We start from the raw sequence: 18341 nt of genomic DNA, 5'->3' as shown, positions 1-18341 counted from the left end.
TTGGGGGAACCGCCATGTTTGAGAACCTGATCGGCCTTGTCGCCATCATCGCCCTGTTTGTCATCATATCGCGCCAGCAGAACCGCATCGGTCTGATCGAGCGCGAACTTGGCGCCCTGCGTAGCCTTGTGCTCTCAGGCGCCGCGCCGAAGCCGACCGAACAGGCCGCGGCCGATGGCAAGTTGGACGAGGCGCCGGTGGCAGTGGCGGCCGCCGATATTGCCTCGCCGGCGGCGGGCGAGCCGATCACCGCGCAGGGGCCGGCCACGGAAGTGGAAGCTCTGACCGGCGAGGTCCTGGCTGGCCCGTGGAACGCAGGCGAGGCGGCACAGAAGGCAACGGAACCTGCCGCGCCGGCAGCCGCTGCGAAAGCCGCTCGCCGGTCCGACGTCGAAACGGCGCTCGGCACCCGCTGGGCCGTCTGGGTCGGTGGCATCGCGCTGGCGCTGGGCGGGCTGTTCCTGATTCGCTACACCATCGAGGCCGGCATTTTCGGCCCCGGCGTGCGGCTCACCATGGCGGCGGTGCTTGGGGTGGTGCTGGTTGCCGCTGGCGAGTTCATTCGCCGCACCGGCTTCAAGGTGCCGGTGCAAGGTGCGGCCGGCGCCTACATTCCGGCGGTCCTGACGGCGGCCGGCGCCTTCATCCTGTTCGGCGCTGTCTATGCCGCTCACGGCATCTACGGCTTCATCGGGCCGGCACTTGCCTTCACGTTGCTCGGTGCCATCGGCATCGCCACCATTGCCGCCGCTCTCGTCCACGGCCAGGCGCTGGCCGGCATCGGCCTCGTCGGCGCCATTGTAACCCCAATGCTGGTTGCCCCGCAGGCGCCCAATCCCTGGGCGCTGTTCGGCTATCTCGCCATCGTGCTGGCCGCCACAGGCGTTATCGCTCGCATGCGCGACTGGAAATTGCTGATGGCGGCCGCTTTTGCCGGCACGGGCATCTGGACCGTCCTTTACATGATGGATGCGCCAGGCGCGAGCCTCTCCGCCATCCTGTTCATCGACGCCGTCACGCTCGCCGTACTAGCCTTTGCCTGGCTCGGCCGCCGTGGCGGCGAAACCGACCCGGCCAAGGCATTCGACTGGCCATCCATCGTGCCTGGCTTGTTCATCGCATTCTCTGCGCTGGGCCTGTCGGTCGACCCGGTCTTTGCCGCTGCCGGCTATGCCTTGCCGGGCGCGGTCTTGCTTGCCGCGATGGTGGCCGTTGCGCTCTACCGTCCGCTGGCCCTGCCGCTGCTCTACGCCGCCGGGCTGGCGACGGCGCTGATCTATCTCGGCATCATCCCGCCGACCTCGATCACCTCCGACTTTTCGAATGGCGTCTTGGGCGTTGATGGCTCGCCTTTGGCCATCGCCAATACGCTGACATTGCGCATTGGCCTCGCACTTGGCCTCGTCTTCATTGGCGCCGGGCTCTGGGCGGCGCGAAGATTTGCCGCCGCAACACAGATCCGCGCCGCCTCATGGGCGGCATGGGGCGTTGTCGTGCCGCTGGTCATCCTGCTGGCGCTGTGGCTCACCTTTGGCGATCTCGACCGAGACTTCGCCTATGCCGCCGTCGCAGCTCTTCTGGTTGTGGTTTTCGCCGCTGGCGGCGAGTGGGTCGCGCGGGCCGAGGAGCCGCCGCTCAAGGGTGGCATGGCGGTTTCGTTTGCCTTGGGTGGCGCGGCGGTCGCCGGCCTGCTGATGCTGCACATGGCTTACGATTCCGGCTGGACCACTGTCCTGCTGGGTGCGGCGACAATTATGCCCGCATTGGCGACCCGCTGGCGCTCTTATCCCGTGCTCGGCTGGATTGCGGTCGGCGCGGTGATTGCTGTGCTTGGCCGCGTCGCCTTCGATCCGACCATCGTCGGCGCGGAATTCCTTTCCAGGACGCCGGTGTTCAACTGGCTGCTGCTTGGCTACGGCATACCCGCGCTCGCTTTCGGCTTCACCGCCTGGCAGCTCGCCCGCACCACCAATGGCCGCCCGCGCCTCGCCATGGAAGCGGCAGCGACGCTGTTTGCGCTGCTCACCATTGCCATGTTGGTGCGTCATGCGATGCATGGCGGCATCATCAACAGCGATGCGCCAACGCTTGCCGAGCAGGCGATCTACACGCTGATCGCCATCGGCGCCGGCGCCATCCTGGTCGCCATAGACCGGCGCTCGCCAAGCTCGGTGCTGCGTTACGGCTCGATGGCCGCCGGCGTGGTTTCAGCCGCTTTCGTCATCGTCCAGCACTTCCTGGTGCTCGATCCGCTGTTTACGGACGAATCCACCGGCCGGATTCCGGTCTTCAACCTGGTGTTCCTGGCCTATCTCTTGCCGGCCGTCGCCGCCGGCGGGTTGGCGCTCTATGCCCGAGGCAAGCGGCCGAAATGGTATTCGGCGATGCTGGCGCTGGTCGCGGCTCTTCTTGCCTTCGCCTATGCCACGCTGTCGGTAAGACGCCTGTTCAAGGGCGAGTTCATCGGCCTGTGGAGCGGACTCGGTCAGCTGGAGACCTACACCTATTCGGCGTTGTGGCTGGTCATCGGCGTAGCGTTGCTCACCGGCGGCGTCTGGCTGAGGTCGCAGGTGCTGCGCGTTGCCTCCGCCGTGCTGATCGCGGTCGCCGTGCTGAAGGTCTTCCTGTTCGACATGTCGGAACTGGAAGGCGTGCTCAGGGCGCTGTCCTTCATCGGCCTGGGCGCCGTGCTGATCGGCATCGGCCTGTTCTACCAGCGGCTTCTGACGCGGGCGGCGAGGGAGACGGTATCTGTAGGCGAGCAATGATGGGGGAAATTCAATCCAGCCGGAATAAACCGGCACCCGCCAGCGTTATCTCATTGCTTGGGTGACCGGGGCGGCGGACCGCTTCGCGCTGGCCGCTTGCGCCACGCCGGGAAGGCGCGTTCAATCGAGATCAATAAGGGCGAGCTCAGAACCAGCGGTCATGGACGAAAAGAAGGCAGCAATCCTTGGCGAAATACCGCGCCTGCGCCGCTATGCACGCTCGCTTTTGCGCGACCGCGATGCTGCCGACGACCTCGTTCAGGACTGCCTCGAGCGGGCATTGGTGCGGCTCGACAACTGGCAGACAGGAGAAAGCCCCAGGAGGTGGCTGTTTACGATCATGCATCATTTGTTCATCGACCAGATGCGCAAGGTGAACCGCCGCGGCGAAGCGGCGATGCTGCCGCTGGAGGCGGGCGAGACGGTAGCCCAACCGGCCGAGCAATTGGACGGCATCGCCTCACGCGAGATCATCGACGCATTGCAGGCGATCAGCCCCGATCGCCGCGCGGCCCTTGTCATGGTTGCCATTGAAGGCTTCTCCTACGCCGAAGCCGCCAACATTCTGGGCGTGCCCGCCGGTACGCTGATGTCACGCATTGCGCGCGGGCGTGAGGAACTGCGTGGGTTGCTGGACGACACGGCACGCCGCCGCGCGATAAGGATCGTCGAGAAATGATCCGCCGCGATTTTTCCGAACGTGACATCCACATGGCGCTCGACGGCGAACTGCCAGCCGATGAGCGTGTCACCTATGAAGCCTGGCTCGAGGCCAATCCTGAGATGAAGGCCAGGAGCGCCCGCTTCACCGCCGACCGGGAGGCATTGCGCGCCGCCCTTGCCGGCGTGCTGGATGAAGCCGTGCCAGTGCGATTGCGCAAGGTCGTGCTCGGCGAAACGCCGGTCAAGGCAGAGGCGCCACGTTCACGCTGGTGGCTTGGCGCGGCCGCGGCCGTGCTTCTGGCTGCGGGTGGATTTGGCGGCTACGTCGCCGGCATTGACGGCATCGGACAGGAGGATCAGGCGGAAGACCGGCTCGCCGAACAGGCGATTGCCGCCCATGTCATCTACGCGGCCGAGAAGCGGCACGCGGTGGAAGTGCCGGCCAGCGACAAGGATCATTTGCAGACCTGGCTGTCCAACCGGGTCGGCCTGAAGCTGGTGGCACCGGACCTGACCGCGAACGGTTTTCAACTGATCGGCGGTCGGCTGCTGCCGGCCGGCGAAAGCAAGGCCGCGATGCTGCTTTACGAGGACGACAAGGGAGAGCGCATATCCCTGTTCGTGACGGCGGAATCGGCGGAAAATGCCACGGGCACCTATGCTTCGGCGCAGGCGGGTCCGCAGGCCATCTACTGGCTGGACAAGGGCTATGGCTGCGCCGTCGTTGGCTCGCTGCCGCGTGACCAATTGGCAGTGGTGGCAAAGAGCGCTTATGGCCAGCTTCTGGCAGGTCTCGCAAGCTGAGTTGGCGGCTATTTTCGCAGCCGGCGGAGCCTCGAGACAGCGATCCTGTTCAAAGCCAGGCCGCTTCCATGCCGTCGAGGAAACTGTCACAATTCGGCCCTAATCAGGGAGCGATAGCGCTTCATGAATACCGGCGCTTCGGCCGGTGTTTGCGACGCCTTTGACCGGGGCCGGTTCCGCAACCCAATCGAGGTTTTCTCAAGTCGCATGCCTGCCGATATCCGCACGGCCCGCGCGTCTGACGTCGATGATCTCGCCGCCATCGAGAAAGCCGTTTTCTCGAGCGATCGCATTTCGCGACGCTCTTTTCGTCTGTTCATCGAGCGTGAGACCGCCGAGACTCTGGTCGCCGAAGTCGACGGCCGCGTCGCCGGCTATGCGATCGTGCTGTTTCGCAAGGGCAGTGGCGTGGCGCGGCTCTATTCCATAGCTGTCGGCCCGTTTTTCGGCGCGCTCGGCATCGGGCGCCAGCTGTTGTCGTCGGCGGAGGAGGCGGCCTTCGAGCACGATCGTATGATGCTGCGTCTCGAAGTGCGCGAGGATAACGGCCGTGCCATCCGCATCTACGAGCTTGCCGGCTACCGCAAGATTGGCCGGGAGCCTGGCTACTACGAGGACGGCGCCACCGCGCTTCGCTATGAAAAGACCTTGCGCGGCGACCTTGCGGTCGCCACCCGGGTGCCATTCTACCAACAGACCTGCGAATTCACCTGCGGCCCCTGTTGCCTGATGATGGCCATGGCCAATTTCGACCGCGGTTTCGTGCCCGATCCGGTGATGGAAATCCGCCTCTGGCGCGAGGCGACGACTGTCTTCATGATGTCTGGGCCGGGCGGCTGCGAACCGTTCGGCCTGGCTGTCTCGGGGTACGAAAGCGGGCTCGCCGCGGAAATCTTCGTTTCCTTCTACGGCGCGCTGTTCCTGCAGTCGGTGCGCAGCGAGGAAAAGCGCCGGGTAATGGAACTGGCGCAGGTCGACTTTCGCCGCCGCGCGGAACTTTACGGCATCCCGGTGAATTACCGCTCGTTCACCATCGATGACATCAGAACCGCGATCGCCGCGGGAAAGCTGGTGCTGGTGCTGATCAGCGGCTTCCTGATGTTCGGCAAGAAGGTGCCGCACTGGGTGCTGGCCATCGGCGATGACGGCGATCATATTCTGATCCACGATCCCTGGGTCGAGGACGAAAGGCAGGAAACCATCCTTGATGCCGCCAATATTCCCGTGCCCTACGGCATCTTCATGAACATGGCGCAGTTCGGCCGCGACGGACTGCGCGCCGCCATCACTCTGGGGAAGCGCGACACACAATGACCTGGGTCATCCTTACCGGCAGGCAGAGCGACCTCGACCAGGTGGCGACACCGCACAAGATCATCACCAACCGCGACTATCTTGCACATCCGGCGCTGTTCCGGGGCCAGCGGCCGAAGGTCATCAACCTGTCGAACAACTACGGCTACCAGAGCCGCGGCTATTATGCCTCGCTGCTGGCGAGCTCGCGCGGTCACAAGGTCATCCCGACCGTCGAGACGATGATCGACCTGTCGGAGCGCAAGCTCTATGAGCATGCGCTGCCGGAACTGGAGCTGGCGCTCAACAAATGCCGCAAGGATCTCGGCGGCGCCTTTCCGGCGAAGGTGTGCATCTTCTTCGGCATCGGGCCCTCCAAGGTGTGGGACCGTTTCGCCAAGCTGTTGTTCGACTGGTTCAGGGCGCCGGCGCTCGAAGTCCATATCAAGGACAGCGCCGAATGGGCCTCGATCCGCAAGATCGGCTTCCATCCGCTGGCGCGGATGACCGAGGAGGAAGAGGCGCACTTCATCCAGTGCCTGGAGACCTACACCAACCGCGAGTGGCGCGACACCAAGGGCCGCACGCCGGCGCGCTACACCTTCGCCACGCTGGTCGATCCGCATGAGGAATTGCCCCCGTCGGAAATCTCGTCGCTGCGCTACTGGGCCAAGATCGCCGAGAAGATGGGGGTCGAAATCGAGCCCATCACCAGGAAGGATCTCGCCAAGCTCGCGAATTACGACGCGCTGTTCATCCGCGAGACCACCTCGATCTCAAACCACACCTATCGTTTCGCCCGCCGCGCCCAGCAGGAAGGCATGCCGGTCATTGATGATCCGCTGTCGATGATCCGCTGTACCAACAAGGTCTATCTCAACGAGTTGATGTCCTACAACAAGGTGCCGGTGCCGCCGACGGTGATGATCGCCGGCGCTTCGGATCTCGAGCTTGCGGCGCAGACGTTGGGGTTCCCGCTGGTGCTGAAGATCCCGGATTCGTCCTTCTCGCGTGGCGTCAAGAAATGCGCCAGCTTCGAGGAGCTGAAGACGCTTGCAACCGAATGGCTGGAGGATTCCGACCTCCTCATCGCGCAGAAATTCATCCCGACCGAATATGACTGGCGCGTTGGCGTGCTCGGCGGTCAGCCATTGTTTGCCGTGCACTATCTGATGGCCAAGAAGCACTGGCAGATCGTCAACCACAAGGCCAATGGCAAGCCGGACCAGGGCGGCATCAAGACCTTCACGCTGAAGGAGACGCCGGCCCATGTCGTCGAGACGGCGGTGAAGGCAGCGCGCTGCATCGGCGACGGCCTCTACGGCGTCGACCTCAAGGAGACCAAGGACGGCGTCTTCGTCATCGAGGTCAACGACAATCCCAACCTCGACCATGGCTGGGAGGATTCGGGCGAGAAGGACGAGGTCTGGGTCCGGCTGACGCAATGGTTCCTGGAGCGGCTCGATCGGCCGGGACGATAATTCGCCGGGGGGAACATGCAGTTCATCGTGATCGAGGATTTCACCGGCCGCGACCGCAGGGACATCTACCGTCGCTTCCGCGACCGGGGAATGGGCTGACCTCGTCGAGTTCGAGATCGTCCCGGTGGCCACCAGCAAGGACATGGTGGCGGCGCTGAGCGGGCACCTTTGACCATCGCTGTATGTCGGGTCAACAGAGCGTCGGCGAGCCCACTGCACGCCGGCATTCATTGATCAGCCAATCGCGAAACGCCACCACGACATCGCGCCTTGCGCTCCGCTCCGGGATCGTCAGGCAATAGGATTGGCGCAATGCAATCGCCCTTTCGGCGGGCCGCATCAACCTGCCGTCCTCCACCGCCTCGGCGCAGTAGACTCCTTGCGCCAGTGCCACGCCCAGCCCCGAAATGGCGAGGTCGAGAGCTGCGCGCGACGAGTTGGCCGACAAGCCGCGCTGCGCCGCCCGGCCTGGTTCGACACCGGCCGCCTCGAACCAGTTGCGCCAGGACGGAAATGACGCGCCCGTCGGTCCCCAGTCGGTGTGGATCAGCGGCAGCCCGGCGAGCGCATCGCCATCCGCCTTGATCATGCCGGAAAGCTGTGGCGCGCAGACGGGATAGACGGCGTCCCGGACGATCTCTTCGGTCGAGTGCTCGCGATAATGCGGACCGTAGGAGAGCCGGATGTCGATCAGCTCACGGTCGAACGGCACCGGGTCGTCATCGCCGCGAAGCGATATATCGGCGGCGCCATAGCTTGCGACGAAGCCCGCGAGACGCTGCGAAAGCCAGCCCATCGCCATGGACGGCGGCACCGAGACCACCAAGCGCGGGCGGAAAGCATCGCCGCTCAGTTCGCGCGAGACACTGCCGATTTCCTGGAAGGCCATGGTCAGCCGTGGCAGCATTTCGACGCCTGCCTCGCTGAGGACAACTCTACGGTTGACCCGATGAAACAGCTTGCGGCCCATCTGCTCCTCGACGGTGCGGATAAGCTGGCTGATGGCGGCGGCCGAGACGGAAAGCTCTTCCGCCGCCGCGGCGAAGCTGCCGGTACGCGCCGCGGCCTCGAAAGCCTGAAGTCCTTTTAGGGATGGAAGTGCGACCATGACCGGCAGATAGATAAGTTAAGCTTATCAAAATTGCAGAAATCGTTGTTTTTGGGAAGGTTTTTTAGCGACTAGAGTGGGCCTCATCAAATCTCCAGCCTGGATCGAGGCCAATGGACCACCGTGACATAATTGCATCCTTGACCCCGGAAGAGCGCAATCGCCTGACGGCCAAGTCGGACGTCGCGGGTCTCGTCCAGCTCGGCGCTCACTGGGGCGCGATTGTGGTCATTGGGTTGCTGATTGCGGCCAAGGTACCATTCTGGCCGCTGCTGATGCTGCCGCAAGGCCTCCTCATCGTGTTCCTGTTTACGCTGCTACACGAGACGGTTCATCGCACGGCCTTCGAGTCTCAGTGGCTGAACGATGCCGTGGCCCGGCTGTGCAGCCTGGCGCTCGCGCTGCCGGCCGACTGGTTCCGCTACTTCCATTTCGCCCATCACCGCTTCACCCAGGATCCGGAAAATGATCCGGAACTGGCCTTTCCCAAACCGGAAACGCTGCGGCAGTACCTCGTCCATGTTTCCGGCATCCCGGTGTGGTGGGGCCATCTCAAGACCCTTCATGCCAATGCGATGGGTAAATGCCGGGATAGTTACGTGCCGCCGAAAGGCCGGCCCAAGGTGCGGGCCGAGGCGCGCGCCATGATTGCCTTCTACGCCGTGGTCATTCTGCTCGCCGTGTATTTCCGGCTCACCGCGCTTCTCCATGTCTGGATCATCCCCGCTTTGCTCGGTCAGCCATTCCTTCGGCTCTATCTCTTGGCCGAGCACGGCCGCTGTCCGTTCGTTGCCAACATGCTGGAAAACACCAGGACGACGCTGACCAACTGGGCAGTGCGCAAGCTGGCCTGGAACATGCCCTTTCACGCCGAGCATCATGCCTATCCCGGTGTGCCGTTTCATCAACTGCCGCGGTTCCATGCTCTGATCGAGCGGCACCTCAAGGTCGTCGAGCCCGGCTATGTCAGCTTCCATGAGAAATACCTAGAAACACTGAGTTGACCTTGTACGGATGCGATCAGCCGGTTTGGCTGTGCAGCGCACGCGATTTCAGCAGACGACGGATGGCCGCCGCCTTTGCGGGCACGCCAATCAAATACCCCTGCGCCTCGACACAGCCGTTCTCGCGCAGCATGTCGAGTTGCACCTCGGTCTCGACGCCCTCTGCCGTGACAACAATGCCAAGCTCGGTGCCGAGCGCGATGATGGTGCGAACGATCGCCGCCGTATCGCGATTGCCCATGTCGCGAATGAAAGAGCGGTCGATCTTGATCTTGTCGACCGGGAAACGCCTGAGGTAGCCGAGCGAGGAATAGCCGGTGCCGAAATCATCGAGCGCGATGCGGATGCCGAGTTCGCGCAACTGCCGTAGCGTCTTCAGCACGGCTTTGCTCTCATCCATCAGCACGGTTTCGGTGATTTCCAGTTCCAACTGGCTGGCCGGCACCTCGGAAAAGGCCAGGGCCGAGATGACGCCGCGGGCAAACCCGCCGCTTTTGAGCTGCACGGCCGAGACATTCACGGCAATGCGCAAGCCGGGAGGCCAGCTTGCCGCCGCCGCACAGGCCGTCCTCAATGCCCACTCGCCAAGCGGCACGATCAGTCCGGTTTCCTCCGCGACCGGGATGAATTGATCCGGAGCGACAGTGCCGCGCGCCGGCGAACGCCAGCGCATCAACGCCTCCGCGCCGATGATGTCGCCGGAGGCGATGTTCATGATAGGCTGAAAGTCGAGATCGAATTCCTGGCGTGGCAGCGCGGTCTCGAGGTCGACTTCAAGCGCCCGGCGGGCTTGCACCATGGCGTCCATTCCGGGTTCGAAGAAGCGATAAAGGTTGCGCCCCTCGCTCTTCGCCCGATAGAGCGCCGTATCGGCGTTTTTCAGCAGCGTATCGGCGTCCCTGCCGTCGTCGGGGAAAACGGCGATGCCCAGGCTGATCCCGACATGCATGTCCCGGCCCCTGTCGCGAAACGGTTTTGCGATTGTCTCGACGATGCGCTTCGCCAGTTTTTCAGCATCGGCGATGTCCTTGAAATTGAACTGCATGACGACGAACTCGTCGCCCCCGAAGCGGGCGACTATGTCTGTTTCATTGCGCAGGCAACCCTGCAGCCTCTCGGCGACGCTTTTCAGCAGCCAGTCGCCGGCGGGATGTCCCCATGTATCGTTGACCGCCTTGAAGCGGTCGAGATCGAGCGAGAAGATCGCCAGCGGCGTGGCCGTCACGTCCTCGAGCGCCAGGTCGAGCCGTTCGCGAAACATCGAGCGGTTGGGCAGTCCGGTCAGCGTGTCGTGATGCGCAAGATGGGTCATGCGCTCTTCGGTACGGCGGCGTTCGGTAACGTCGTCGAAGGTCGCCACCCAGCCGCCGCCGCTCATCGGCTGGCGTGTGACCAGAATCGTCCTGCCGTCGGTAAGATGCCGATAGGCCGAATGCTTTTTCCCTGCCCGCCGGCAGGCTTCGGTCTTAGCGACCTCGCTGTCGACGTCGATCTTCGTGTAGATGCCGAGTTCCAGCAATCGTTCCAGCGCGTCGCGATGCGTCGTTCCAAGTGGGAAGTCCGCCGCGGTGACGTTGTAGAGTTCCAGGAAACGCCCGTTACGCACGATCAGCTTGCCGGCGGCGTCGTACATCATCAAGCCCTGCGACATGTTGGCGAGTGCGGCGTCGAAACGGCGATGCTGCTCCTTGAGGTCCTGCTCGGCGCGCCGCTGTTCGGTGATGTCCTCATAGATCGAGACCCAGCCGCCCGGGGTCAGCGGGCGGTGCGAGATGCTGATGATGCGGCCATCCGACAGCGTCTCTTCGTAAATCGAGGGTTTTGCCTGGTCGATATAGGGCTTGCGGATGGCGTAGAGTTCATCGGCACTTTGCGAGGCGACGCCGATCTCGACGCTGTGCCGCAAGATGTCGATGAAACGGATTCCCGGCCGCATCAGCTTGGCGTCGAGACGGAAGATGTTGATGTAGTTGCCGTTGCAGATGATCATGCGCTCATCGGCATCGAACATGCACAGGCCATGCGACATGTTCTCGACCGCGGCTGAAAAACGTTCGTTCTGTTCGCGCAGTTCGTCTTCCATGCGGCGCGAGCGCTCCACGCCTTCGGTTGCCCGCTCCGGGACGGCCGAACCTTCCTTGACATCCACGACGGGCATGTGGCGCGCCTGCGGTGCGTGATCGAACTCCGCACTGTTGTCCGTTCCGGTTAATTTAGCGTTTTCTACCCTACCGCTGACGTCGGAACCTGGTGCCGCGATCTATCGAGCGCCGAAAACCGCTTCAGGAAGGCATTCTGCGCCGAGGTCACCGAGCGCGGCGTGAAATCGAAGCGCTCGGCGGAAAAACCGCGCGGGCGACCGAAGAATTCGGCCGCCTCGGCGGAGGAGAAACCAGCGAGCAGTGTCGCCTCGAAATAGGCGGCGATCTGGTCCGCGCGCTTGATCTCCTTGCGCAGCGCCGCCGCCGGTTCAGGAGGCAGCGAGAAGCGCAGATGGATGGCGCGCTGCAGACGCAATTCGCAGTCCTTGTAGCTGCCGCCCATCACCGATTTGAACGGTGAGATCATGTCACCGATGACATATTCAGGCGCATCGTGCAGCAGCGCCGCCAGCCGGTCGGCGGCCGAAGCCTGGGGTACCAGCTCGTTGAACAGGGCCTCGACCAACAGCGAATGCTGGGCGACCGAAAAGGCATGCTCCCCCCTGGTCTGGCCATTCCAGCGGGCGACACGGGCGAGCCCGTGGGCAATATCCGAAATCTCTATGTCGAGCGGCGAGGGGTCGAGCAGGTCGAGCCGGCGGCCGGACAGCATGCGCTGCCAGGCGCGTGGCGGCGCGCCGGTGCGGTCTGCCGCCATCAGGCTTCCTCCGCGCTGACGGCTTCCTGCGGGAAGGTGAAGTTGGCCCAGCCGGGGATGGTCAGCGTCACTGGGACATCATCCGCCAGGATCGGCTGGCCAACATCCATCGCTGCCTTGACCCTGTCGATGCGGGCGATGGCAAGCCCCGTTGTGCCGGCACTCGAGCCGAGCGTGCCGACGGGCCGTCCTTCGACGGTCAGTTCGGTGCCCGCAACTGGCAGCAGAAGCCTGCCCTCGACAATCAGCACACGCCGCCTGGCCGTGCCGCGATGTTGCATGCGCGAGACGACTTCCTGGCCTATATAGCAGCCCTTCTTGAAGCCGACGCCGCCCAGTTCGTCGAGCAGCACGTCATGCGGGAAGGCCTCGCCCAACACATAATCGGCGCCGCTTTCGGCAATGCCGTGGGCGGTGCGAAAGGCTTGCCATGCGGCGATGTCGCCGGTTTCCGCAGCGTCGGCATAGGAGCGCGTGACGGGTTCATCGCGAAAGCGCCTGTCGGCAACTGCTGTTGAATCATTTTGTGAAGCGATTGACTCCATTCCCCAGACAAGAGTGACAAGCGCCTGTTCCAGCTTGGCAATTTCGACCTTGGCGCGGAGCTTGTAGAGTATCAGCCGGCGAACGAAATCATCTGAAATGGCGGCACGGCATTCGAGCCGGAAGGCGTTTTCGCCGGCGCGCGAGATCAGGAAGTCGAACAGGATCTTGCCTTGCGGCGCCAGAAGCGCGCCGGGCTTAGCTTCGCCGTTGCCAAGCGTGTCGAGATCGGTGGTCAGGATATTTTGCAGAAAGTGTTCGGCATCCGGGCCGGAGACGGTGATGAGCGCGCGGTCTTTCAGCAGGGCAAAGGGCATGGTGCGGATATAAGCCTGATCTTGCAAAACGGTTGGCCATTACGTAAGCCGCTGGCACTCCCCCCGCAAGAGATCGATCAGCATGGCCAATACCTACGACCTCATCCTGACAGGCGGCATCGTGGTCAACCATGACGGCGAGGGGGCACGTGACATCGGCGTGAAGAATGGGCGCATCGCCGCCATCGGCGATCTCCGCCAGGCTTCGGCGGGCGAGACCATCGACTGCCGGGGCCTGCACATCCTGCCGGGCGTCATCGACAGCCAGGTGCATTTTCGTGAACCCGGACTGGAGCACAAGGAGGACCTGGAAACGGGCTCACGCGCGGCGGTGCTTGGCGGTGTCACCGCCGTGTTCGAAATGCCCAACACCAACCCGTTGACCACCAGCGATACAACGCTTGCCGACAAGGTCCGGCGCGGCAGTGGCCGCATGCATTGCGATTTTGCGTTTTGGGTCGGCGGCACCCGCGACAACGCCAGGGATGTCGGCGAGCTCGAGCGGTTGCCGGGCGCGGCCGGAATAAAGGTCTTCATGGGGTCGTCCACCGGCGATCTGCTGGTCGAGGACGACGAAGGTGTCGCCTCGATCCTGAGGAATACCCGCCGCCGGGCCGCCTTTCATTCGGAGGACGAGTTCCGGCTGCGTGAGCGGCTGGGCTTACGCATCGAGGGCGACCCGTCTTCGCATCCGGTCTGGCGCGACGAGATCGCCGCCTTGCGCTGCACCGAACGGCTGGTGCGCATCGCGCGCAACGTTCGAGCCCGCATCCACGTCCTGCATATCTCGACCGCGGAGGAAATATTGTTCCTTGAGCAGCACAAGGACGTCGCGACCTGCGAGGCGACGCCGCACCATTTGACGCTGAGTGCCGACGACTATACCCGGCTCGGCACGCTGATCCAGATGAACCCGCCGGTACGTGCCGCGCGCCACCGCGACGGTGTCTGGCACGGAATCGCACAAGGCATTGTCGACGTGCTCGGCTCCGACCACGCCCCGCATACGCTTGCCGAGAAGGCAAAACCCTATCCGGCCTCGCCCTCGGGGATGACCGGCGTGCAGACCCTGGTGCCGATCATGCTCGACCACGTCAATGCTGGGCGCCTGACCCTGCAGCGCTTCGTCGACCTCTCGAGCCATGGTCCGCAGCGAATCTTCGGCATGGCCGGAAAGGGGCGCATCGCCGCCGGCTACGATGCCGACTTCACCATCGTGGACATGAAGCGGCGCGAGACCATCACCAATGCGCAGGCCGGTTCGAAGGCCGGCTGGACGCCTTATGACGGCAAGCAAGTCACCGGTTGGCCCGTCGGCACCGTCATTCGCGGCCGACGCGTCATGTGGGAAGGCGAAATCGCTACGCCCGGCCAAGGCAGGGCGGTGGAGTTTTCCGAGGCGCTGCCGGTTTAGGTCAACCGTCGGCGCTGCGTCACGTCTCTGATTTTTAAGCGTTCTGCACTATATCAGGGACATTGTGATCGCACATATCACGCCTATGATCGATCCGGCCGGGTTCCCAGAGCTGCAAGCGCTCTTGTGGAGCCGGGATCCTGCACGCCCGATCCCTGCCGAGGAAGCATTTGCGTTGTACGAGCGCAATTGGCGCTTTGTCGATCAAACCCGGCTTACGGCGCGCGAAAAGCTGCTTATCCAGAATCTCGCCAACGAATTCGGTCACGGCATCCTTTTTTAACTGCCGGCCAAGATTCCGCCATCACCGAAAGAACCTGCCGGCCCACTCAAACAATAGCGCCCACGGCCTGTATGAGCGAACTGGCTCCTGAACTTCGCACCAATCTTCCCACAAACAGACGGGGTCAAACTCAGTCCCCAGCGACGAAGAAGGACCATTGTCCGGCGGGCGTGATGCCGACCCGATAGAAGATATAGGCGCCGAACTGCTTCATGTCGTCGAAATCACCGGCGGTGACGATCTTGAACAGCTCGACCCGTTGCTTGGCGTCGAGCTTGTCCAGCGGCAGCGCGAAGAAGTAGGGCCAGACATAGAGTTCCTGCGGCGTCCCGGCGTCGACATGGACATAACCGGCACTGAGCACTTCCTCCAGAATGGCCAGGATCTCCTGGCCATCCGGGTCGCCCGAGAGCCCTTTCAGGAAGGCGACGGCATCGCCATCGATGTCGGTCAGCGAGAGCTGGGTCATGCTGTCGCCCTTGCCGATCATGGGCCTCAGCGTCTCGATGTCGCCGCTCTTGCAGGCTTCGATGATCAAGTCATGCATGCGCCGTACCGGCTCGGGCAGCTTGCCGAGGTCGTAGACCACCTCCGGCGGGGGCGCCTCGGGATCGACACGCGGCCTGTTGGAGCCGCTGTCGGCAGGGCTGTCGGGCTCTGCCGCGTCCGGTTCGGCCGGCTGCCTGGTCGAAGGCGTTCCCACCGGGTCGGGCATTGGAATGGCACTGCCGGGCGGTGAGACATCGTCGTCCGCCGATGGTATGACCGGCGAGGGGAGCTCCTCGTGCTGGATTTCGCTCAATGCATGGGCAGGGCTGCTTGCGAGGCACATCAACAGGGGGATGGCGGCGCAGCAAGCAGCAAAGCGGATGTGGAGGACCAAGCCCTTCGGCCTGCCTGACACCGGAAAATTCACTGCCCGCATCTCCTGCTCACGGGCATGGTGCCCGAACGGAACTCCATCGTCAAAGAACCGGACGTCGGTTCAGTGCCGCAGCCGCTCGGGTTCGAAGGCGCCAGCAATGACCTTTTCACGCACGCGGTCGAGCAGGGCAAGCGCCGATGTCTCGCCGTTGGCGCGCAGCATCTCACCGAATGCGGTCTCAAGCGCCGCCTCGGCAATGATCTCGGGCTCGATGCCGGCCGAAAGGCCTTCCGCCCAGGCTTCGCTGTGGCTCTCAACCGCCGTCAGGCGCTTTTCTTCCCTGACCAGCGCGTCAATGTCATTGGCAGCATGTTCCATAAGCGATGTCCACCCTTTCAAGCGGCAACCCATCAGTGTGGATCAGGCTTGATCTGTTCTGTTCACACGCGGCCTCGAATAAGTCTCTGTAAATACGACATTTTTTTGATCGTCTTTGACAGGGGCCAACTGTGTCTGGCGAAGCTGCGTTTCAACCCGTATCAAACTTAGCCGATTAGGCCGGCCTGCGGGGCGAAAACCTTCAGTTTGAGTTAATTCCGCATCCGTGCGGTAACGTTTAATTAACGCTGTTGCACAAGTGCAACATCAGGATTGCACCAAGACATTGATGGCACAAGACGGATATGGCTGTCGTCGCCCGCAGCGGCGAGAATATCTGTTGATGGACGTCCAGACTGCCTTATCGACTCAAGCAGCAGCCGCAGAACCGATACCTTTGCTTCACGCAATTCCAGATTGAATGCGTTCCAGGTCTTCCTGCCGGTGTCACTAGTTGCCATAGCGCGAGGCGATGTCGCGCGACAGCGTCTCGCCTTCTTTCATGTAGCGGCTGATGGCTTCCGTGGCTGACGTTGTACACCGTGTATAAGTGCCCCCGAAGGAGCGATAGCCGCGGTTGAAGCTGGCGATGAAGCGGGCGCGCCGCTCGGCATCCGGGTTCTCCGAATCGATCAGCTTCTGCATCTCGACACGCCATTGGTCGCCCTTCTCGCCGCACAAATTGCGCAGGAAATGCAGTGATCCCAGGATTTCGGCCAGCCGCATCAATCCGGGCTCGAACGGCGCCTCGGCACTCGACGCAGGCCGCGCCGCCAGTGTCATGCCGACGGCGAGGCACAAAGCGACGAGAAATGGAGAGCGGCTCATAAATCTATGTGACTAAACAATTTGTCGCCTGCAAGGCGTTTCCAGAACAACTCTTGAGGTTTTCAGCGACTTTCAGAGGAGCTGTCGGAACGGCCGAGCAACTCCTGCGCGACCATAAGCACCGAACCGGCGAGCGGCAGCGCCGCCATCTCGCGGAGGGTGTAGAAGGCGGCTGTCTCGGCATCGTCACTAGCCACTGCCTCGCCGCCGGCATAGGCGGCGCCGAAGACGGTGAGGCGATAGTCGACCGGGTGCCTGTCGTCTCTGCCGTCGATATGGATTTCCCGAAGCGGGCGAAAACCAGCGGCATGCAAACCAGTCTCCTCCATGAGTTCGCGCCGAGCCGCATCCTCCAGTGTCTCGCCAGCCTCGACCTTGCCGCCCGGAAAGGCATACAGCCCCTGGGAAGGCTGCCTTGCCCGCTTCACCAGCAGCACGGTGTCGTTGCGCACCACGGCGACCGAGACTGCCGGCAGCGTCTTTCGTGTATCGTTCATGGCCCCTGACCGTTCGATTGCCCGCAGCCCGCTGTGGACGGCCGCCATGAGACAGCTTTAGCGGTTGCAGTGCGGCTATTCCATCGCCACTTTCTGGCTGAACCGTTCCAAGGCAGGAGCTATCGATCATGTGCGGACGTTTTGCCTTGACTGCGACGCCGGACCAGACCGCTGCCTTTCTGGGCATGACGGAGCTCGAGGATTTTCCGGTGCGCTACAACATCGCGCCGACTCAGCCGGTCCTGATGGCGACCGCCGGCGCGCCGAGGGCGCCGGGCTCCAACTTGCCGGACCGCCGCCCGATGCTGGTGCGCTGGGGGCTCATTCCCGCCTGGGTCAAGGACACCAGGGAGTTTCCGCTGCTGTTCAACGCGCGCTCGGAAGGGGCAATCGAGAAGGCCTCGTTCAAGGCCGCCATGCGCCACCGCCGCGCCTTGGTGCCGGCGTCCGGCTTTTATGAATGGCGGCAAACAGGCGGCAAGAAGGGGCAGCCTTACTGGATACGGCCCCGGCATGGCGGGTTGGTCGCCTTTGCCGGTTTGATCGAAACCTATGCCGAGCCCGGTGGTTCGGAGATGGACACCGGCGCGATCCTGACCGTCAACGCCAATGCCGACATCGCCCATATCCATGACCGGATGCCGGTGGTGATCGATATCTCTGACTTTGCCCGCTGGCTGGATTGTCGCACGCAGGAGCCGCGCGACGTTACCGATCTCTTGCGGCCGGTTCAGCCAGATTTCTTCGAGGCAATTCCCGTCTCCGACCTCGTCAACAAGGTCGCCAACACCGGACCGGAGATACAGGTGAGGGGCGAGATCGGGCCGGTGCCCGAGAAGGCTAGGCGCCAGAAGCCCGGCGCTGATGACAGTCAGATGACGCTATTTTAGCCCAAGCTGCTTGAAGCTCAGCCGTGGCGCCCGTATTCCGGCGCCAATTCCCAGGCGCCTTTTGCGCCGGCCGCACCGCTTCAGGCAGCGCGAGGCGATACGATCTTCTGCGCGGGCTTCTTCTTCTTCGCGGTGTGAAGAAGGGCGGCGACGATCGCGGCCGGACCGATTGCGCGATAATGATTGGCAAGTGCTGGTTGCTTGGCGCGGTTGGCGTCTTGCTTGCTTCGAGGCATGTTTCTCTTCCCAGGTAACGTTTTCGTGTTTGCGTTTGACCGTTGAAATCCGACCAAATCGTGACGCTTGGTGATCTAGCCGGGGAATGTTTCACGACTGTGCCGATATG

19 protein-coding genes are annotated in these 18341 nt (G+C 63.1%); 10 read left to right on the top strand and 9 right to left on the bottom strand.

Translation table 11 applies throughout. From position 1 onward, the window contains the following. Positions 1–14: 14 nt before the first annotated feature. From FJ938_RS24115 to FJ938_RS30450, 6 genes are all read left to right on the top strand, one after another. Entirely contained in the window at positions 15–2768 is a 2754-nt protein-coding gene (locus FJ938_RS24115; RefSeq protein WP_140698136.1) for a DUF2339 domain-containing protein, read from the top strand. A 160-nt stretch (positions 2769–2928) separates the two neighbouring features. Continuing rightward, entirely contained in the window at positions 2929–3447 is a 519-nt protein-coding gene (locus FJ938_RS24110; protein ID WP_140698133.1) for an RNA polymerase sigma factor, read from the top strand. After that, positions 3444–4235: an anti-sigma factor gene (locus tag FJ938_RS24105; protein WP_140698130.1), complete on the top strand. Its 792-nt coding sequence runs from the start codon at positions 3444–3446 to the stop codon at positions 4233–4235. Before FJ938_RS24110 ends, FJ938_RS24105 begins: the two co-directional genes overlap by 4 nt. A 207-nt stretch (positions 4236–4442) precedes the next feature. Further along, positions 4443–5549: a peptidase C39 family protein gene (locus FJ938_RS24100; protein ID WP_140612813.1), complete on the top strand. Its 1107-nt coding sequence runs from the start codon at positions 4443–4445 to the stop codon at positions 5547–5549. Continuing rightward, entirely contained in the window at positions 5546–7009 is a 1464-nt protein-coding gene (locus FJ938_RS24095) for a RimK family protein (protein WP_140612814.1), read from the top strand. The genes FJ938_RS24100 and FJ938_RS24095 overlap by 4 nt, the downstream gene beginning before the upstream one ends. A gap of 37 nt (positions 7010–7046) precedes the next feature. Then, the gene (locus FJ938_RS30450) at positions 7047–7181 is read left to right on the top strand and encodes a DUF3303 family protein (protein WP_348640948.1); all 135 of its coding nucleotides are present in this window, start codon (positions 7047–7049) and stop codon (positions 7179–7181) included. Between the two features lie 18 nt (positions 7182–7199). On the opposite strand, the gene FJ938_RS24085 is transcribed toward FJ938_RS30450, so the two are convergent. After that, entirely contained in the window at positions 7200–8117 is a 918-nt protein-coding gene (locus FJ938_RS24085; RefSeq protein ID WP_140612815.1) for a LysR substrate-binding domain-containing protein, read from the bottom strand. Positions 8118–8230: 113 nt separating this feature from the next. On the opposite strand from FJ938_RS24085, the gene FJ938_RS24080 reads away from it, so the two are divergent. Beyond that, positions 8231–9121 (top strand): fatty acid desaturase family protein, encoded by an 891-nt coding sequence (locus FJ938_RS24080; RefSeq protein WP_140698127.1) that lies wholly within the window; start codon positions 8231–8233, stop codon positions 9119–9121. A gap of 16 nt (positions 9122–9137) precedes the next feature. Here the strand turns inward: FJ938_RS24080 and FJ938_RS24075 are convergent, their stop codons facing one another. From FJ938_RS24075 to FJ938_RS24065, 3 genes are all read right to left on the bottom strand, one after another. Next, on the bottom strand, positions 9138–11279 hold the full coding sequence (locus FJ938_RS24075; protein ID WP_140698124.1) for an EAL domain-containing protein: 2142 nt from the start codon (positions 11277–11279) through the stop codon (positions 9138–9140). Between the two features lie 65 nt (positions 11280–11344). Beyond that, positions 11345–11980: an HD family hydrolase gene (locus tag FJ938_RS24070; protein WP_140612818.1), complete on the bottom strand. Its 636-nt coding sequence runs from the start codon at positions 11978–11980 to the stop codon at positions 11345–11347. Continuing rightward, positions 11980–12840 (bottom strand): folate-binding protein YgfZ, encoded by an 861-nt coding sequence (locus FJ938_RS24065; RefSeq protein WP_140698171.1) that lies wholly within the window; start codon positions 12838–12840, stop codon positions 11980–11982. Before FJ938_RS24065 ends, FJ938_RS24070 begins: the two co-directional genes overlap by 1 nt. 82 nt (positions 12841–12922) lie before the next feature. On the opposite strand from FJ938_RS24065, the gene FJ938_RS24060 reads away from it, so the two are divergent. Together FJ938_RS24060 and FJ938_RS24055 are read left to right on the top strand one after the other, a co-directional pair. Further along, positions 12923–14254 carry a dihydroorotase gene (locus FJ938_RS24060; RefSeq protein WP_140612819.1) on the top strand — a complete coding sequence of 444 codons (1332 nt, stop codon included), beginning with the start codon at positions 12923–12925 and terminating at the stop codon, positions 14252–14254. A gap of 85 nt (positions 14255–14339) precedes the next feature. After that, positions 14340–14537: a hypothetical protein gene (locus tag FJ938_RS24055; protein ID WP_181165740.1), complete on the top strand. Its 198-nt coding sequence runs from the start codon at positions 14340–14342 to the stop codon at positions 14535–14537. A gap of 130 nt (positions 14538–14667) precedes the next feature. Here FJ938_RS24055 and FJ938_RS24050 read toward each other — a convergent pair whose 3' ends face one another. From FJ938_RS24050 to FJ938_RS24035, 4 genes are all read right to left on the bottom strand, one after another. Beyond that, complete coding sequence (locus tag FJ938_RS24050) at positions 14668–15453, bottom strand: hypothetical protein (RefSeq protein WP_181165739.1); 786 nt, start codon at positions 15451–15453, stop codon at positions 14668–14670. Between the two features lie 69 nt (positions 15454–15522). Continuing rightward, complete coding sequence (locus FJ938_RS24045) at positions 15523–15780, bottom strand: hypothetical protein (protein ID WP_140612821.1); 258 nt, start codon at positions 15778–15780, stop codon at positions 15523–15525. Between the two features lie 450 nt (positions 15781–16230). After that, a complete protein-coding gene (locus FJ938_RS24040) occupies positions 16231–16608 on the bottom strand; it encodes a TIGR02301 family protein (RefSeq protein WP_140612822.1) in 378 nt (125 codons plus the stop codon). Positions 16609–16670: 62 nt separating this feature from the next. Then, on the bottom strand, positions 16671–17105 hold the full coding sequence (locus FJ938_RS24035; RefSeq protein WP_140612823.1) for an NUDIX hydrolase: 435 nt from the start codon (positions 17103–17105) through the stop codon (positions 16671–16673). 128 nt (positions 17106–17233) lie between these two features. On the opposite strand from FJ938_RS24035, the gene FJ938_RS24030 reads away from it, so the two are divergent. Beyond that, positions 17234–17995: an SOS response-associated peptidase gene (locus FJ938_RS24030; protein WP_140612824.1), complete on the top strand. Its 762-nt coding sequence runs from the start codon at positions 17234–17236 to the stop codon at positions 17993–17995. An 80-nt stretch (positions 17996–18075) separates the two neighbouring features. Here the strand turns inward: FJ938_RS24030 and FJ938_RS24025 are convergent, their stop codons facing one another. Then, the gene (locus FJ938_RS24025) at positions 18076–18231 is read right to left on the bottom strand and encodes a hypothetical protein (RefSeq protein WP_140612825.1); all 156 of its coding nucleotides are present in this window, start codon (positions 18229–18231) and stop codon (positions 18076–18078) included. Positions 18232–18341 lie beyond the last annotated feature (110 nt).

The sequence above is a fragment of the Mesorhizobium sp. B2-4-14 genome (assembly GCF_006442155.1).
In the GTDB taxonomy this organism is placed as follows: Bacteria; Pseudomonadota; Alphaproteobacteria; order Rhizobiales; family Rhizobiaceae; genus Mesorhizobium.
The sequence above is the reverse complement of the archived record's forward strand: the minus strand, read 5'-3'. Positions and strand labels throughout refer to the sequence as shown.

Bases quoted from the DNA above. Each gene is read 5' to 3' on its own strand.
- FJ938_RS24115 (WP_140698136.1), top strand. From the start codon at position 15: ATGTTTGAGAACCTGATCGGCCTTGTCGCCATCATCGCCCTGTTTGTC.
- FJ938_RS24110 (WP_140698133.1), top strand. From the start codon at position 2,929: ATGGACGAAAAGAAGGCAGCAATCCTTGGCGAAATACCGCGCCTGCGC.
- FJ938_RS24105 (WP_140698130.1), top strand. From the start codon at position 3,444: ATGATCCGCCGCGATTTTTCCGAACGTGACATCCACATGGCGCTCGAC.
- FJ938_RS24100 (WP_140612813.1), top strand. From the start codon at position 4,443: ATGCCTGCCGATATCCGCACGGCCCGCGCGTCTGACGTCGATGATCTC.
- FJ938_RS24095 (WP_140612814.1), top strand. From the start codon at position 5,546: ATGACCTGGGTCATCCTTACCGGCAGGCAGAGCGACCTCGACCAGGTG.
- FJ938_RS24085 (WP_140612815.1), bottom strand. From the start codon at position 8,117: ATGGTCGCACTTCCATCCCTAAAAGGACTTCAGGCTTTCGAGGCCGCG.
- FJ938_RS24080 (WP_140698127.1), top strand. From the start codon at position 8,231: ATGGACCACCGTGACATAATTGCATCCTTGACCCCGGAAGAGCGCAAT.
- FJ938_RS24075 (WP_140698124.1), bottom strand. From the start codon at position 11,279: ATGCCCGTCGTGGATGTCAAGGAAGGTTCGGCCGTCCCGGAGCGGGCA.
- FJ938_RS24070 (WP_140612818.1), bottom strand. From the start codon at position 11,980: ATGGCGGCAGACCGCACCGGCGCGCCGCCACGCGCCTGGCAGCGCATG.
- FJ938_RS24065 (WP_140698171.1), bottom strand. From the start codon at position 12,840: ATGCCCTTTGCCCTGCTGAAAGACCGCGCGCTCATCACCGTCTCCGGC.
- FJ938_RS24060 (WP_140612819.1), top strand. From the start codon at position 12,923: ATGGCCAATACCTACGACCTCATCCTGACAGGCGGCATCGTGGTCAAC.
- FJ938_RS24055 (WP_181165740.1), top strand. From the start codon at position 14,340: ATGATCGATCCGGCCGGGTTCCCAGAGCTGCAAGCGCTCTTGTGGAGC.
- FJ938_RS24045 (WP_140612821.1), bottom strand. From the start codon at position 15,780: ATGGAACATGCTGCCAATGACATTGACGCGCTGGTCAGGGAAGAAAAG.
- FJ938_RS24040 (WP_140612822.1), bottom strand. From the start codon at position 16,608: ATGAGCCGCTCTCCATTTCTCGTCGCTTTGTGCCTCGCCGTCGGCATG.
- FJ938_RS24035 (WP_140612823.1), bottom strand. From the start codon at position 17,105: ATGAACGATACACGAAAGACGCTGCCGGCAGTCTCGGTCGCCGTGGTG.
- FJ938_RS24030 (WP_140612824.1), top strand. From the start codon at position 17,234: ATGTGCGGACGTTTTGCCTTGACTGCGACGCCGGACCAGACCGCTGCC.
- FJ938_RS24025 (WP_140612825.1), bottom strand. From the start codon at position 18,231: ATGCCTCGAAGCAAGCAAGACGCCAACCGCGCCAAGCAACCAGCACTT.